Origin of the sequence: Mesorhizobium sp. CCNWLY176, assembly GCF_037153935.1 — a bacterium.
In the GTDB taxonomy this organism is placed as follows: Bacteria; Pseudomonadota; Alphaproteobacteria; order Rhizobiales; family Rhizobiaceae; genus Mesorhizobium_M; species Mesorhizobium_M zhangyense.
In genome coordinates this window covers 151,604-165,956 of record NZ_JBBBDZ010000008.1, presented here as the reverse complement: position 1 = coordinate 165,956, position 14,353 = coordinate 151,604, and the positions used below count along the sequence as shown (strand labels likewise).

Annotated in this window: 15 protein-coding genes, 4 tRNA genes and 1 pseudogene; 14 read left to right on the top strand and 6 right to left on the bottom strand. The window is 59.9% G+C overall.

The genetic code is table 11. The features are described 5' to 3' along the window. Window positions 1-103 precede the first annotated feature (103 nt). The 6 genes from prfB (at window position 104) to WBQ96_RS15460 (ending at window position 4,232) form a co-directional block, all read left to right on the top strand. A protein-coding gene (prfB, locus tag WBQ96_RS15485) for a peptide chain release factor 2 (protein WP_336551430.1) occupies window positions 104-1,235 on the top strand; the annotation gives its coding sequence in 2 pieces (ribosomal slippage) (window positions 104-169 and window positions 171-1,235; 1,131 coding nt in all). 176 nt (window positions 1,236-1,411) lie between these two features. Beyond that, the gene (locus WBQ96_RS15480) at window positions 1,412-1,819 is read left to right on the top strand and encodes a cupin domain-containing protein (RefSeq protein ID WP_336551428.1); all 408 of its coding nucleotides are present in this window, start codon (window positions 1,412-1,414) and stop codon (window positions 1,817-1,819) included. 308 nt (window positions 1,820-2,127) lie between these two features. Next, complete coding sequence (locus tag WBQ96_RS15475; RefSeq protein WP_336551427.1) at window positions 2,128-2,442, top strand: hypothetical protein; 315 nt, start codon at window positions 2,128-2,130, stop codon at window positions 2,440-2,442. Between the two features lie 144 nt (window positions 2,443-2,586). Next, a complete protein-coding gene (locus tag WBQ96_RS15470) occupies window positions 2,587-2,928 on the top strand; it encodes a hypothetical protein (protein ID WP_336551426.1) in 342 nt (113 codons plus the stop codon). A 125-nt stretch (window positions 2,929-3,053) separates the two neighbouring features. Continuing rightward, on the top strand, window positions 3,054-3,422 hold the full coding sequence (locus WBQ96_RS15465; RefSeq protein ID WP_165113619.1) for a GFA family protein: 369 nt from the start codon (window positions 3,054-3,056) through the stop codon (window positions 3,420-3,422). 150 nt (window positions 3,423-3,572) lie between these two features. Then, window positions 3,573-4,232: an OmpA family protein gene (locus WBQ96_RS15460; protein WP_336551424.1), complete on the top strand. Its 660-nt coding sequence runs from the start codon at window positions 3,573-3,575 to the stop codon at window positions 4,230-4,232. A 97-nt stretch (window positions 4,233-4,329) separates the two neighbouring features. On the opposite strand, the gene WBQ96_RS15455 is transcribed toward WBQ96_RS15460, so the two are convergent. The 3 genes and pseudogenes from WBQ96_RS15455 to ligD form a co-directional block, all read right to left on the bottom strand. Continuing rightward, window positions 4,330-5,892: a DEAD/DEAH box helicase gene (locus WBQ96_RS15455; RefSeq protein ID WP_336551422.1), complete on the bottom strand. Its 1,563-nt coding sequence runs from the start codon at window positions 5,890-5,892 to the stop codon at window positions 4,330-4,332. 182 nt (window positions 5,893-6,074) lie between these two features. Next, window positions 6,075-6,896 (bottom strand): NAD kinase, encoded by an 822-nt coding sequence (locus WBQ96_RS15450; protein ID WP_336551420.1) that lies wholly within the window; start codon window positions 6,894-6,896, stop codon window positions 6,075-6,077. A 58-nt stretch (window positions 6,897-6,954) separates the two neighbouring features. Beyond that, a pseudogene (ligD, locus tag WBQ96_RS15445) lies at window positions 6,955-7,806 on the bottom strand (non-homologous end-joining DNA ligase); the annotation flags it as partial. A gap of 165 nt (window positions 7,807-7,971) precedes the next feature. Between ligD and WBQ96_RS15440 the strand changes: the two are divergent. Next, a tRNA-Thr gene (locus WBQ96_RS15440) sits at window positions 7,972-8,047 on the top strand. A 19-nt stretch (window positions 8,048-8,066) separates the two neighbouring features. Here the strand turns inward: WBQ96_RS15440 and WBQ96_RS15435 are convergent. Beyond that, the gene (locus tag WBQ96_RS15435; RefSeq protein WP_336551418.1) at window positions 8,067-8,645 is read right to left on the bottom strand and encodes a transglycosylase SLT domain-containing protein; all 579 of its coding nucleotides are present in this window, start codon (window positions 8,643-8,645) and stop codon (window positions 8,067-8,069) included. Between the two features lie 167 nt (window positions 8,646-8,812). Between WBQ96_RS15435 and WBQ96_RS15430 the strand changes: the two genes are divergently transcribed. After that, entirely contained in the window at window positions 8,813-8,980 is a 168-nt protein-coding gene (locus WBQ96_RS15430; protein ID WP_336551416.1) for a hypothetical protein, read from the top strand. 4 nt (window positions 8,981-8,984) lie between these two features. Here the strand turns inward: WBQ96_RS15430 and bhcR are convergent, their stop codons facing one another. Both bhcR and rlmB read right to left on the bottom strand, forming a co-directional pair. Continuing rightward, window positions 8,985-9,821: an HTH-type transcriptional regulator BhcR gene (bhcR, locus tag WBQ96_RS15425; RefSeq protein ID WP_336551414.1), complete on the bottom strand. Its 837-nt coding sequence runs from the start codon at window positions 9,819-9,821 to the stop codon at window positions 8,985-8,987. A gap of 116 nt (window positions 9,822-9,937) precedes the next feature. Then, complete coding sequence (gene rlmB, locus WBQ96_RS15420) at window positions 9,938-10,789, bottom strand: 23S rRNA (guanosine(2251)-2'-O)-methyltransferase RlmB (RefSeq protein ID WP_336551412.1); 852 nt, start codon at window positions 10,787-10,789, stop codon at window positions 9,938-9,940. 201 nt (window positions 10,790-10,990) lie between these two features. Here rlmB and WBQ96_RS15415 point away from each other — a divergent pair. From WBQ96_RS15415 to WBQ96_RS15390, 6 genes are all read left to right on the top strand, one after another. Further along, window positions 10,991-11,075 (top strand) — tRNA-Tyr (locus tag WBQ96_RS15415). A gap of 30 nt (window positions 11,076-11,105) precedes the next feature. Then, window positions 11,106-11,179: transfer RNA gene (locus WBQ96_RS15410), tRNA-Gly, on the top strand. A 392-nt stretch (window positions 11,180-11,571) separates the two neighbouring features. Beyond that, on the top strand, window positions 11,572-11,997 hold the full coding sequence (locus tag WBQ96_RS15405) for a hypothetical protein (protein WP_336551411.1): 426 nt from the start codon (window positions 11,572-11,574) through the stop codon (window positions 11,995-11,997). A gap of 356 nt (window positions 11,998-12,353) precedes the next feature. Then, a complete protein-coding gene (gene tuf / locus WBQ96_RS15400) occupies window positions 12,354-13,529 on the top strand; it encodes an elongation factor Tu (RefSeq protein WP_165113639.1) in 1,176 nt (391 codons plus the stop codon). A 106-nt stretch (window positions 13,530-13,635) separates the two neighbouring features. Next, on the top strand, window positions 13,636-14,115 hold the full coding sequence (locus WBQ96_RS15395) for a group II truncated hemoglobin (RefSeq protein ID WP_336551409.1): 480 nt from the start codon (window positions 13,636-13,638) through the stop codon (window positions 14,113-14,115). A 65-nt stretch (window positions 14,116-14,180) separates the two neighbouring features. Further along, window positions 14,181-14,256 (top strand) — tRNA-Trp (locus tag WBQ96_RS15390). Window positions 14,257-14,353: the final 97 nt, after the last annotated feature.

The window sequence follows — 14,353 nt, the reverse complement described above, 5'->3', positions numbered from 1 at the left end:
GCCGGTCTTTTGCCGGCCCTATTCGCTTTACAGGCGCAGGTCGCCTGCCTATGTTCCGCGCCAATCCGGAACGGCCAAGACTTCAAAAGGAAATAAGCCTGCCATGCGTGCAGAAACGGAAAAACTCGTCGACGAAATCAAGCAGGCCATAAGCCTGCTGAGGAGGCATCTTTGACTGGGATCAGGCTCTAAAGCGGCTTGAATACCTGAACATGCGTTCGGAGGATGCGACCCTCTGGAACGACCCCCAGGAAGCGCAGAAGCTGATGCGCGAACGTCAAAGCCTGGAAGACGGAATCAACTCAATCACCAGCCTGTCCCGCTCGCTCGAGGACAATATCGGCCTGATCGAACTCGGTGAGGAAGAAGGCGACGCCGACGTCGTGTCGGAAGCCGAAACCGCAATCCGCTCGCTTGCCGGCGAGACCAAGGCGCGCCAGATCGAAACGATGCTTTCCGGCGAAGCCGACAGCAACGACACCTATCTGGAAGTGCATGCCGGCGCCGGCGGCACCGAAAGCCAGGACTGGGCGAACATGCTTCTGCGCATGTATACGCGCTGGGCCGAGCGCCGTCGTTTCAAGGTCGAGGTGCTGGAAGTCCACGACGGCGAAGAAGCCGGCATCAAGTCGGCGACGATCCTGATCAAGGGCCATAACGCCTATGGCTGGCTGAAGACGGAATCGGGCGTGCACCGCCTTGTGCGCATTTCGCCATACGACAGCAATGCGCGCCGCCACACCTCGTTTTCGTCGATCTGGGTCTATCCGGTGATCGACGACAACATACAGATCGACGTCAACGAATCTGACGTGCGCATCGACACCTATCGTTCGTCGGGCGCCGGTGGCCAGCACGTCAACACGACAGACTCGGCGGTGCGCATCACGCATATCGCGACCGGCATCGCGGTTGCCTGCCAGGCCGGCCGCTCGCAGCACCAGAACAGGGCGAAAGCCTGGGAAATGCTGCGCTCGCGGCTTTACGAAGAGGAACTGAAGAAGCGTGAGGCCGCCGCCAACGCGACCGAAGCCTCCAAGACCGAAATCGGCTGGGGCCACCAGATCCGCTCCTACGTCCTGCAGCCGTATCAGCTGGTCAAGGATCTTCGCACGGGCATGGAAAGCACCAGCCCGTCCGACGTTCTCGACGGCGATCTTGACGAGTTCATGGAAGCCTCGCTCTCGCATCGCATCGAGGGCGGCGCTGGCCAGCCGGTGGCCGACATCGATTGATAGGACAACAGCGTAGGCCGGACAGGCCTTCGCTGTTTTCGAGATATCTCGAAGAGCATCGGAATATTCCGAAAACCGGATTCCACTTTTCCGGTCTGATGCCTGAGGTAACAAACCTTCAAACAAAAACCGCGCTGGCGCGTTATCGTCGATCTTCCACCAAGCAGGAGGTCGGCATGTCAGACATCATCCAGCGGAAACCGGTCATTCTCGGTCTCGGCCAGGGGCGCGGCTATGATTGCGGCGTGATGAGTGCGGTGTTCAAGGTCGATCGTTCGGAAGTTGGCGACCGATATTCGGTATCCGAGTGGTGGCTGGAACCGCAGTCGAAAGGGCCGGGCGCGCATTCTCATGCGGAGAACGACGAGTTGTTCTTCGTCATCCAGGGACAGCCCAGCATCCTGATCGGCGAGACTTGGTATGACTCTCCGGCAGGATCGTTCGTGATGGTGCCTGCGGGGATAACGCACGACTTCGAGAACCGGACCGCCGCCCGCGCCGGACTGCTCAACGTTTTCATACCCGGCGATTTCGAGAGCAAGATGCCGAGCATCGTCGAGTGGTTCCGGAACCAGAAGCCTTAACCTCTCGTTAACCATGTGAGCGCAACATTATTGCGCAGATGTCGGTGCCTGGGCTTCGGCATTACCCAGCGGTTTCTTGCGCCGGCGTAGGAATCACCCCACCATGCTCACGGGCTGGTGGGACTAAAAGCATTTATCGCCGGACGGGCATATCTGCGACTTATGATCCGGCGGCATGGGAAGAAACGTTCCAGGGGCGGGGCAAGTGCAAGCTTGGTCACTCGTTCAGCAGGACTTTTGCCATGCCAATGTTCACTCAACTCTCTCATGCGATACCACTTAACCGATCGCGCCACGGCCTTTTGCGCATGCTTCGACACGGCGCCGGGCTAGCAGCGCTGTTGTTTGTCGTCACCGTCGCAAACCCCGCTTCTGCGCACGACGCCAAATCCGGCTGGAGCTATCCCTTCGCCTGCTGCTCCGGCTACGATTGCCGTGAGGTGTCCGACAAGGCCATCAGCGAGCGCCCGGAAGGCTATGTCATCAACAACACCGGCGAGGTGGTGACCTATCACGACGCACGCGTCAAAAACTCGCCTGATGGTGAGTTCCACTGGTGCTCGGTGGCCGGCGCGAACGATTCGAAGACGATCTGCCTGTTCGTGCCGTCACGGTCCTATTGACGGAACCGTTCGGGAGCCATTGCCGAAACTTGGATTGAAGGCTCACGGAGCCGACAGCAGGCGCTAATTTAGAGAAAGAGGTAATTCCTCTTTGGCGGGATATTTGGTACTCAACACCGTCCAATTTCGGGCGGGGAGTAAATCATGTTTTTCAGAATTCATACGGTTGTGGCTGCCGCCGCAACCCTTTGTCTTGTTTCGACATTTTCTGCGCAGGCCGAGGACCTTGTCTTTACCCTCAAGAACGGCACGAATTCTGTGCTGTCGGAATTCTACACCTCGCCCGTGGGCGTCGGGGAGTGGGAAGAGGATGTCTTTGGCAGCGATGTCCTGAGCCCCGGCGAAAGCATCAGCATCACCATCGCTGATGGAAGAAGTGTCTGCGAATACGATATGCGATTCGAATTTACCGAGGAGTCCGACCTCGACACGACGACCGACAAAGCGGATCTTTGTGAACTTGGTGAGTATACGATCACCGAGTAACGTCGCGTTTCCGGACCTTGCCTTATTGGCAGGGTCCGTTCATTTCAGGATTCCGCATCCTGACGGAATGATGTCAGGATGGCTTGTCTAGGGTCGGGGGATTGGCGCTGGAGAAGGGATCAGTCATGACGATTATCGGCAGTTGTCACTGCAAGGCGACCGTGTTCGAAGTCAGCGAAGCACCTGACACGCTGACAAGCTGTACCTGTTCCTTCTGCTCCAAGCGCGGGTCGTTGTGGGCCTACTATCTGCCGTCGCAGTTCAAACTGAAGACGCCGCCCGAGAATGTTGCCGTTTATCAATGGGGCTCCAAGACGGTAAAGCACGGGTTCTGCGCCACCTGTGGCTGCGGCACATTCACCGAAACGCCGGACTGGAGTACGGGCTCGCCGGATTTCGACAATCCGAAGATAAGCGTCAATGCGCGCCTGTTCGACGATTTCGATCTCGGCGCGGTCGAGGTCGTGGTCATCGACGGCAAGAACCTCTGGTGATTGGTTCTTCCAATAGTCTGTCCAAACAGACTGCAACAAAGCGGTAAAAGCCATTTTGCCGCTCCGTTTTTTGCCGTATTTCATGTTACAACGACGCTGAAGGGCTGATGCGCGGGTGCGCGGGACGAAGTTTGGAGAGGGACGACCTGAATGACGAAAAAGATTATCGCCGTGCTCGCGGCTACGGCATTTCTCGGTGCGTGCACGACCGACCCCTATACGGGTGAGCAGAAGGTTTCGAACACGGCAGGCGGCGCGGCACTTGGTGCAGGCCTCGGCGCTCTGGCCGGCCTTGCCGTCGGCGGCAGCAAGAATGCGCAGCGCAATGCCGTGCTGATCGGCGCAGGCGTCGGTGCTCTGGCCGGTGGCGCCGTCGGCGCGACTATGGACCGCAACGAATCGGAACTGCGCGCTCAGCTTCAGGGCACTGGCGTCAGCGTCACCCGCGCCGGCGATCAGATCATCCTCAACATGCCGTCCGATATCACCTTCGGCATCGATCAGTCCGACATCAAGCCTGGCTTCTATCAGACACTGAATTCCGTGGCGCTGGTGCTCAAGAAGTACAACCAGACGCTGGTGGATGTCTTTGGCCATACCGATTCGACTGGCGGCGACCAGCACAATTTCGACCTGTCGCAGCGCCGCGCGCTGTCAGTCGCGAACTATCTCAACGCGCAGGGTGTCGATTCGCGCCGCTTCGCTGTTACCGGTTTCGGCAAGACGCGCCCGATCGCGTCCAACGATACGGCTGACGGCCGTGCGCAGAACCGCCGCGTCGAAATCCAGCTTTCGCCGCTCACCAGGTAGGCGAACGCAACCCGCGTAAAAATGAAAAAGCCCGCCGCAAAATTGCGGCGGGCTTTTTCATTGAGAGGGATCACGCTGCCTGACGGCAGCGAAGCGATCAGATCTTTACGGCAATCTTCATGAAGGCCGGCATGTCGTCGCCGAAGCCTATGGTGCCGTCATTGTCTTCATTGCGCTGGCGGGCATTGCGGTCGTCGCGCCGCGGCCTGTCATTGCGATCATCACGGCGAGGGCGCTCGGCATGGTCGCCGCGGACCTTGCGATCGGCATTCTCCGACTTGATTGTTTCCTTGCGGCTGTGGCGATCGTCATTGTCAGCGACAACGACTGGGGCCTCGACTTCCGGCTGCGGGTCATTCGCCGGCTTTTCAGCCGGGGCCTTGGCGTGGCGCTCGCCGCGAGGCTTGCGCTCACCTTCGTCCTTGCGGCCACGGCCACGCTGCTGACTGGCTCTGCCGCGACGCGGCGCTTCTTCGCCTTCGCTTTCCACGACGGTCGAAAGATCGCCGTCATGCCACTCGATCGGCTGGCCGATCAGGCGCTCGATAGCGTCGATGTATTTTGTGTCGGATCTGGTGGCGATGGTGAAGGATTTTCCCGAACGCCCGGCGCGGCCGGTGCGGCCGATGCGGTGGACATAGTCCTCAGCATGGATCGGAACGTCGAAATTGAAGACGTGGCTGACATCCGGAATGTCGAGGCCGCGTGCTGCGACATCGGAGGCGACGAGAAGCTTGAGCTTGCCTTCGCGGAAATTGGCCAGCATCTGCATGCGCGCACGCTGATCCATGTCGCCATGCAAGGCGCCGGCGTCAAAATCATATTTTATGAGCGAGCGGAAAAGCTCCGAGACTTCAATCTTGCGGTTGCAGAAGATGATGGCGTTCTTCAGCCCTTCTTCCTCAGCCTTGATCAGGTTGCGGAGAACTTCGCGCTTGTCCCACGGCTTCTTGCCGGACTTGACTAGCCGCTGCGTGATGTTGATTGCCGTGGACGCTGCCTTGGCGACTTCGACGCGAACAGGTGAATGCAGGAACTGCTCGGTCAGCTTGGTGATTTCGGGCGGCATGGTGGCCGAGAAAAACAGCGTCTGACGCGTGAAGGGGATCATTTCGCAGATGCGCTCGATGTCAGGAATGAAACCCATGTCGAGCATGCGATCGGCCTCGTCGATGACGAGGATTTCGACACCATTCAAAAGCAGCTTGCCGCGCTCGCGATGGTCGAGCAGGCGGCCGGGCGTGGCAATTAGAACATCAGCACCACGCTCGAGCTTCTTTTCCTGTTCGTCAAACGAGACACCGCCGATCAGCAAGGCGATGTTCAGTTTGTGATTTTTGCCGTACCTGACGAAATTCTCTTCGACCTGGGCTGCGAGTTCGCGCGTCGGTTCGAGGATCAGCGTGCGCGGCATGCGCGCCCGGGCACGGCCCTTTTCAAGGCGTGTCAGCATCGGCAGCACGAAGGATGCCGTCTTGCCGGTGCCCGTCTGGGCGATGCCGAGAATGTCCTTGCCTTGCAAGGCGTGCGGGATCGCGCCCGCCTGGATCGGCGTCGGCACTGTGTAGCCGGCGTCGGTAACGGCTGAAAGAACCTTCGGCGAAAGGCCGAGGTCTGCGAATGTCAACGCTTCTTGAGCGGTCTGGATGTCTGAGGACAAGTGTCTTGGCTGTCTTTGGCTGCTTGAAGGGCGCGCCCCCAAGGGACGCGGCAAACGCCTCGCGCTTGCACAATATGTCATCGCGTTACGGTTAGTGACACGATTTGTCAACACAAACAGGCACGAATGCCAGTTTGTTGACTGCCTTTACTTAATGGTCCAGGCGATTTTCCGCAATGGCGTCAGTAGCGGAATTGTTCGGCAAGAATTCTTTCGTTCCAGGAATGGTTCGGGTCGAACAGCAATGTTGCCGTCGCGTTTCGCGACTCCTGGATCGTAACCGACGTCACCGCCTTGACCTCGGTATGGTCGGCGGCGGCGTTCACCGGCCTTTTTCCGGCCTCCATGATGTCGAGCCGCACCACCGATTTGTTGGACAGAAGCGCACCGCGCCAGCGGCGCGGGCGAAACGGGCTCACCGGCGTCAGGGCAAGCAGCGGCGCGTCCAGCGGCAGGATAGGGCCGTGGGCCGACAGGTTGTATGCGGTGGAGCCTGCGGGCGTCGCGATCATCACGCCGTCGCAGCTCAACTCTTCCAGGCGTACATGATCGTCGATCGTAATGCGGATCTTGGCCGTCTGGTAGGATTGACGCCACAGCGCGACTTCATTGATCGCCAGCGCCGAGATCATTTCTCCCTCGGAGGTGATGGCCTGCATCTCCAGCGGGCGGATGGTTTCGGAGACGGCGGCAGCCAGGCGCTCGGGCAGGGCATCTTCCCTGTACTCGTTCATCAGGAAGCCGATTGTGCCCCGGTTCATGCCATAGACCTGCTTGCCGGTGCTCATCGTCTCGCGCAGCGTCTGCAGCAGGAAGCCATCGCCTCCGAGCGCGACGATCACATCCGCGTCGGCGAGGGGCGTGTTGCCGTAGCGCTGGGACAGGCGTGCCGCCGCCTTTTCGGCGTCGGGCGCGTCCGAAGATATGAACGCAAAGGTCTCGCGGGCTTTGTGTGCTGGTGCCAGTGTCTTGTCCTCGGCTCGATGGCCGTGCCGAGGTAGCATGCCGCTTTGCCGCTGCAAAGGCGGGACATGGCGTATTGCGTGAGGAAGTGTCTGAGCCTTAACCGCGGAGCGCCTTGCGAAGCTTGTCGAAGTCAGTCCAGGGGTCGGCGGCTTTCAAGGCTTTCTCCAGCGCTTTTCCGCCAATCGAAAAATCGGCCGGACCAACCCCGTTTTCGACAGCCGGCCAGGTTACAGGCACGGAAACGGTTGCGTTCGGTTTTACCCGGCTTGAATAGGGCGCCACGGTTGTGGAGCCGCGGGCATTGCGCAGATAGTCGATGAAGATGCGGCCCGTGCGCGCTTTCTTGGACAATGTCGCTGTGTATTTGTCGGGGGCGCTCTGTTCCATCGCCTCAGCAAAGTCATGGGCGAAGGTTTTTACCGTCTTCCAGTCAGCTTTCGGCTTCAGCGGCACGATGACATGAAAACCCTTGCCGCCTGAGGTCTTGACGACATTGGGCAGGCCGAGTTCATCGAGGCGGCGTCTGACGTCGAGCGTTGCGGCTTGAACGTCATTGATGTCCAGCCCTTCGTCAGGATCGAGGTCGAATACGATCTGGTCGGGCATATCGATCGCGTCGATCATGCATCCCCAGATATGGATTTCCACGACACCAAGTTGAACGAGTGCTGCCACACCGTTGAAATCCTTGATGTAAAGAAGTTCCTCGCCGTCTTCCGGATCGGCCATTTTCGCTATGGCTTCATGCATGCCCGGCGAGGCGTGTTTCTGGAAAAAGCGCTGCTTGCCAGCGACGCCATCGGGTGCGCGCACCAAGGCGAGAGGACGATTGACGACGAACCGTTCCATGCGCGACCAAACCGCCCCGTAGTGGTCGAGTAGCCCTTGCTTGGTCACCCCGGCTTCGGGCCAGAGCAGCTTGTCGGGATGGGAAAGATCCATTTGCGTCCCTCCTTGCCTGCCGGGGCATTCGCCCTTGGCAGCCTGAACGCCAGTATGACACGTTCGTTCCTGTTTTGCCGCAGAGGCATCATACTGGAAACTGCTGGCCGGAACCGGTCAGGAGAGTTTTGACTTTACTGACGCAACAAATGTGATAACCGGAGCGCGCGTGCCCTTGTAGCTCAGTTGGTAGAGCACCTGATTTGTAATCAGGGGGTCGGCGGTTCGAGTCCGTCCGGGGGCACCAGCCTGAATTCACGATCAGCTTAACGTCCGCAAGCCTGCATCTGGGCTGCATATTTCATAGCCATGTTGGCGGCGCGGCGCGCGGCCTGCTGGGCTTGGGCGTTGGTGCGTCCAAGGCCTTTCGAATAACCGGCGTGGCCGAGATAATAGGCGAGATAGAGATTGTAGGTGTCGTTCAGCGCGATGCCGTTCACCTTGTTGCTCTTGGCATGATACCAGCCGATGAAATGGATGGCGTCGGCGAAGTCGTTTCTGCGCGCATACCAGCGCCCTGTTTCGGACTGGTAGCGGGTCCAGGTGCCGTCCAGCGCTTGCGAATAGCCAAAGGCGGTCGAGGCGCGTTTCCATGGGATGAAGCCGAGCAATTTGGTGCGCGGCGGTTTGGCCCGCGCGTTGAAGCCGGACTCCGTGTAGACGGTCGCCATCAGGATGGGGACGGGAACGCCGAATTCGCGTTCGGTGCTTTTGGCCGCACCATGCCAGCTGTTGAACCAGCCATCCCGCTGGTCGAACACCGCACAGACGTCGTTGATGCGCGTCGGCGCGGTTGCACAACTCCCAAGCATCAGGAGCGCTACGATGAACAGGGCGCGCCGCATGAAACCTCGCTTTCAGCGAGTCTGTTAGTCGTTAAGATTTAAGTAAAATTTAACGAGCGGCTTTTCGGGGAGCTGGATGATTCCGGTCCAGTGTGGCGCCGGCCTTCAATCCACCCCCAAAGCTTCCCATATTCCTGTTGCTGTATGGGTCTTTCTGGAGGTGAGGGATGATCCGTTTTGTCGTCATTGCCCTGGTGGCACTTTTGATCTGGTTCCTGCTGGTGACGCTGGTCAGGCATCTCAAGGGAGCCAGCGTAGACTGGACCGGACTGACGGCTGCGGTGGCCTTCGTGGTGCTGGCATTTTACCTGCGGCATGTGACGGGTATGGGCTGACCGGTCAGTCCCGTTTGTTTGCCGCCGGGTTTTCCCCACCGATCATCTTCGTGATCTCCAGGGCCGCTTCCTGAACGAGTGGTCCGATCTGCGCCAGCCGCTCGGGCGTGACACGAACAGTCGGCCCGGACACCGACACACCGCCGACCGGTTCGCCGAACTCGTTGAAGATCGCCGCTGCAATGCAGCGCATGCCGGGATGGCGTTCCTCGTCGTCGACAGACCAGCCGCGGGTCCTGATTTCATCTAGGTCGCGCGTAAGGGCAGGGGCATTGGCCAGCGTTTTCGGCGTATAGGCCTCGAGCCCGGCCTTGCGGATGATCACTGCCACCCGTTCCGGCGCCAGATGCGCCAGGATCGCCTTGCCGATGCCCGAGGCGTGAAACGAGCTGCGCGTACCCGGCCGGAAGAAGGCACGGATCGCCTGATGCGTCTCGACCTGGCTGACGAACACCACGCAATCATCCTCGGCGACGCCGAGATTCGCCGTCTCGCCGGTTCTTTCCATGAGATCCTGCATGACGACGCGGGCGCGATCCACCAGCTTGCGCCGGCGCAGAAAGGCCGAACCCATGCGGTAGGTCTCGACGCCGATCGACCAGAGCTGCTCGGTCTTCTCGAACTCGACCATGCCGTGGCTTTCGAGCGTGGTCAGCATGCGATAGGCCGTCGAAGGCGCGAGGCCGGAACTTGCCGCGACTTCGCTCAGCGACAGGCCGTTACCCTCTGCAACGAGGGCGAGAATGCGCAGCGCCCGGTCGAGTGCCTGCACCGGTCCGCTGTCGGCGGGCGCATTGAAGGAGCGCGGACGCCCGCGCTGGCGCTTTTCGGCTGTTTCCATCGGTTCGCTCCACGTAACGAATTTCTGGAGGCAGAATAAAAAAATATTTCACGAATTGGCAAATGGAACCAGAGCCGGCAGGAAGAGTACGCAACGTCGAGCACCTAAGAGCGCAATCAGCCCTTCAAAAACTTCCGCGCCGCATAAAGGCTCACCGCCGCTGCGTTCGACACGTTGAGCGAGCGGATGGCGCCCGGCATGTCGAGGCGGGCAAGCGTCGTGACCGTTTCGCGCGTCTTCTGGCGCAGGCCCTTGCCTTCGGCTCCTAGGACAAGCGCGATTTTTTGCGCGTCAAAGGATTTTTCCAGTTCCGCCGGTCCTTCCGAATCGAGGCCGATGGTCTGGAAGCCGGCTTCGTGCAACTGGCCCAAGGCGTCGGCGAGATTTTTCACTTCGATCATGTCGATGTGTTCCAGCGCGCCGGAGGCAGACTTTGCCAGCACGCCCGATTCGTGCGGGCTGTGGCGCTGTGTCGTGATCAGCGCGCCGGCGCCAAAGGCCACGGCCGAGCGGATGATCGCGCCGACATTGTGCGGGTCGGTGACCTGGTCGAGCACCAGCACCAGCGGCGTGTCGCCCAGCGCGTTGAGCGCCTTGGGCTTCAGTGGTGCGGTCTCGATCAGCACGCCCTGATGGACGGCGTCGCTTCCAGTGATCTTGTCGATATCGCGCGGCTCGACGATTTCCACAGGAAAGGGCAAGGCGTTGGCATCCGCGATCTCCAGCCGTTCCAGAGCATTGCGCGTCACCAGCATGTGGCTGATCTTGCGGCGCGGATTGTCGATCGCGGCACGCACCGTATGCAGCCCGTAGAGCCGCAAGGCGCCGTCAGGTGCTGCTTCGCCCGGTGGGACGTTCGGTTTGGGCCGGAAAGTCGGTTGGCCGCCACTCTTCTGGTCGCGATAGGCGCGCCTGAGATTGGCGTAATGGGTGTCTTTCGGTGTTTTTGATTTTTTATCGTCGGTCATAAGCGTTCTATAACGGTGCGTTTTCCTTTTGGATATGGCGGCGGCGTGAGGGCATTGCGAATTTCGTTCTGAAATCTCGGACAGTGCGGTTGACAGTGTTTTGCCTTGCCGCCATAAGGCGCTTCGCAGGTTGGCGGGCAGGGAAGTTACCTGGCTGACAATCCGCAGAATGCCTCGTTGCAAGGCTCCTGGCAGCAGTTTGGAGAGGTGCCCGAGTGGTTAAAGGGGACGGACTGTAAATCCGTTGACTTAGTCTACGTTGGTTCGAATCCAACCCTCTCCACCACTGCCGGCCCGGAAGCCTTGAATATAAGACGCGGGTATAGCTCAATGGTAGAGCAGCAGCCTTCCAAGCTGAATACGCGGGTTCGATTCCCGCTACCCGCTCCAGAATGACCCACCCAAGACCTGCGACCAACGAATAATCTGCATGAATTCGCCTCTGGCGATTTCGAGCCGAATTTCCGGCCGTGCCGGCTCTAGCGCCGCCGCTCTGGCGCGCCAGCCTGTCATCGGCTGTGCCATTTCGGGAAGAAAATCCTGGCATCAGTCCTGCATGGTATTGCTTGCCGGCAATAGCCGGCCCTGATCGTGTCTCATACTGATCAGGGATGTGAAGGCTCGCCGGGCAGGGGCGGGGGCTCTTACCCCGGCGAGCTTCCCACGCCAGCACGCGTTTCCGCCGCCCGCTGGTTGGCCTTGCCTTGCCGTGACGTTCCTATCTTGCCACGTGTAATCTGCGCCCCATATCTCCTGGAGATAGAAACGCAGGAGATGCTGCCATGTCTGCGAAGACTTTGTTCGTTGCCGCCGCGATCGGCATTTCCGGCCTGGCCCTGAGCGGCTGTGTCGAGACCGGGGCCTATTATGACGATGGCTATTACGACAGAGGCCCGTATGACGGCGGCGGCTATTATGGCGGCGGCGGGTACTATGGCGGTGGTGTGATCTACGAGGACGGCGGCTATTATCGTCGCGATCATCGCAGGCATCGTCCACACTACGGCAATCCCGGCAGGCCGCGCCCGCCTATGGTGGGTGGCGGGCGTCCAACGATCGTCGGTGGCGGGAGCGGCGGGCGGCCCGATGTCGGGTCGCGTCCACCGAGACCCAATCCGGGGGGCGGCAGACCTGACATCCGGCCAAGCCCGGTGCCGAGTGGCCAGCCGATGCCTGCAGTGCTGCGGCCGGACTATCACGGTCGCTAGGTTCTAGAGGCCGCTTTTCAGCGGCCTGATCGAGCAGGTCAGGCGACGGCGTGAGTGTAGCGTACGCCCTCGTGTGGTGCCCCTTTGAATTGTGGCGGGGCATACCTATATCGGCTTCAACACTGAAATCGGAGCGGCCGTCCCGACTAGATCGCCGTGCGTCCATTCGGACGCACAAAGGACGATCCAGCACTTTGAATGAGCATCGGAATATTCCGAAAACCGGCTTCCACTTTTCGGTCCGATGCTCTGGGTCGGCATCGAAAGGTCAAAAGACTCTTGTGTTTTTTGGCCTTTGTCGCTAATCGCCCCGAATTCGAACCCAAACCGAAGCACAGCCGCCAAGGAAAATATCAATGGCTAAGAGTAAATTTGAGCGCAACAAGCCGCATGTGAACATTGGCACGATTGGTCACGTTGACCATGGCAAGACGTCATTGACGGCTGCGATCACGAAGTATTTTGGCGAATACAAGGCGTATGACCAGATCGACGCTGCTCCCGAGGAGAAGGCGCGCGGCATCACGATCTCGACGGCGCACGTTGAGTACGAGACGCCGAACCGTCACTATGCTCACGTCGACTGCCCCGGCCACGCCGACTATGTGAAGAACATGATCACCGGTGCTGCCCAGATGGACGGCGCGATCCTGGTTGTTTCGGCAGCTGACGGCCCGATGCCGCAGACCCGCGAGCACATCCTGCTCGCCCGTCAGGTCGGCGTGCCTTCGATCGTGGTGTTCCTGAACAAGGTCGACCAGGTCGATGACGCCGAGTTGCTCGAACTGGTCGAGCTGGAAGTTCGCGAGCTTCTGTCGAAGAACGAATTCCCGGGCGACGACATTCCGATCGTCAAGGGTTCGGCTCTGGCTGCTCTGGAAGATTCGGACAAGAAGATCGGTGAAGACGCGATCCGTGAGCTGATGGCAGCGGTTGACGCCTACATCCCGACGCCTGAGCGTCCGATCGACCAGCCGTTCCTGATGCCGATCGAAGACGTGTTCTCGATCTCGGGCCGTGGCACGGTCGTGACCGGCCGCGTCGAGCGCGGCATCGTCAAGGTTGGCGAAGAACTCGAGATCGTCGGCATTCGCGCGACGTCGAAGACGACCTGCACGGGCGTCGAGATGTTCCGCAAGCTGCTCGACCAGGGTCAGGCCGGCGACAACATCGGCGCGCTGCTGCGTGGCGTCGACCGTGAAGGTGTGGAGCGCGGCCAGGTTCTGGCCAAGCCGGGTTCGGTCAAGCCGCACAAGAAGTTCAAGGCTGAAGCCTACATCCTGACCAAGGAAGAGGGTGGCCGTCATACGCCGTTCTTCACCAACTACCGTCCGCAGTTCTATTTCCGCACGACGGACGTGACGGGCATCGTGCAGTTGGCCGAAGGCACCGAAATGGTGATGCCGGGCGACAATGTGACGGTCGATGTCGAACTGATCGTGCCGATCGCGATGGAAGAGAAGCTGCGCTTCGCCATCCGTGAAGGCGGCCGCACCGTCGGTGCCGGCGTCGTCGTCACCATCGTCGAATAATACCGCAAACATCCGTTTGTCAGGAAAGGGCGGCTTCGGCCGCCCTTTCTCTTTTAAAGCGCCATCGTCATTCCCATATGCTGCTTCCGCGAGCGAGGAGATTGCGATGACGAAGGACGTGCCGACGCTTTACGAATGGGCAGGCGGAGCCGAAGTGCTCAATCGTCTGACCGACACCTTCTACGGTAAGGTTCTGGCCGACCCGCTTCTGGAGCCTGTCTTTCGGCATATGTCGGGCGATCATCCCGCCCACGTCGCAGCCTTCATCGGCGAGGTGTTTGGCGGGCCGTCCGTCTATAGCGAGAAGCTCGGTGGTCACGCGGCGATGATAAAGCATCACCTTGGCCGCCATCTGACGGAAGAGCAGCGCCGGCGATGGATCGCGCTGATTCTCGATTCGGCGGACGAGGTTGGATTGCCCGACGATCCCGAGTTCCGCTCGGCACTGGTCGCCTATCTCGAATGGGGCACGCGGCTGGCCAAATTAAATTCGCAGGATGGCGCATCGCCCGAGCTCAACGAGCCTATGCCGAAATGGGGCTGGGGCGTTCCCGGTGGGCCTTATCAACCACCTTCCGCGAATTGAGACGTTCGAAAACCATTCTCGGCTCTTGAAACGCAGGCATCTTTGTGAAATGAAGCAGCCGCGATAGGGGTATAGCTCAGTTGGTAGAGCGGCGGTCTCCAAAACCGCAGGTCGCAGGTTCGAGCCCTGCTGCCCCTGCCAGCAACGCAGACCTTACGGTCGCGAATTGTCGACATAGCCGTTGACGGGACGATTGGATGGTTCCGGCAAAGGGCGTTTGGCAGGTAAGACGGATTTT

What these genes read in the sequence shown, in the direction of transcription:
- WBQ96_RS15430 (WP_336551416.1), top strand. Translation starts at nt 8,813, where the DNA reads ATGATCCGTTTTGTCGTCATTGCCCTGGTGGCACTTTTGATCTGGTTC.
- WBQ96_RS15465 (WP_165113619.1), top strand. Translation starts at nt 3,054, where the DNA reads ATGACGATTATCGGCAGTTGTCACTGCAAGGCGACCGTGTTCGAAGTC.
- tuf (WP_165113639.1), top strand. Translation starts at nt 12,354, where the DNA reads ATGGCTAAGAGTAAATTTGAGCGCAACAAGCCGCATGTGAACATTGGC.
- rlmB (WP_336551412.1), bottom strand. Translation starts at nt 10,789, where the DNA reads ATGACCGACGATAAAAAATCAAAAACACCGAAAGACACCCATTACGCC.
- WBQ96_RS15435 (WP_336551418.1), bottom strand. Translation starts at nt 8,645, where the DNA reads ATGCGGCGCGCCCTGTTCATCGTAGCGCTCCTGATGCTTGGGAGTTGT.
- WBQ96_RS15470 (WP_336551426.1), top strand. Translation starts at nt 2,587, where the DNA reads ATGTTTTTCAGAATTCATACGGTTGTGGCTGCCGCCGCAACCCTTTGT.
- WBQ96_RS15405 (WP_336551411.1), top strand. Translation starts at nt 11,572, where the DNA reads ATGTCTGCGAAGACTTTGTTCGTTGCCGCCGCGATCGGCATTTCCGGC.
- WBQ96_RS15475 (WP_336551427.1), top strand. Translation starts at nt 2,128, where the DNA reads ATGCTTCGACACGGCGCCGGGCTAGCAGCGCTGTTGTTTGTCGTCACC.
- WBQ96_RS15450 (WP_336551420.1), bottom strand. Translation starts at nt 6,896, where the DNA reads ATGCTACCTCGGCACGGCCATCGAGCCGAGGACAAGACACTGGCACCA.
- WBQ96_RS15460 (WP_336551424.1), top strand. Translation starts at nt 3,573, where the DNA reads ATGACGAAAAAGATTATCGCCGTGCTCGCGGCTACGGCATTTCTCGGT.
- WBQ96_RS15480 (WP_336551428.1), top strand. Translation starts at nt 1,412, where the DNA reads ATGTCAGACATCATCCAGCGGAAACCGGTCATTCTCGGTCTCGGCCAG.
- WBQ96_RS15395 (WP_336551409.1), top strand. Translation starts at nt 13,636, where the DNA reads ATGACGAAGGACGTGCCGACGCTTTACGAATGGGCAGGCGGAGCCGAA.
- bhcR (WP_336551414.1), bottom strand. Translation starts at nt 9,821, where the DNA reads ATGGAAACAGCCGAAAAGCGCCAGCGCGGGCGTCCGCGCTCCTTCAAT.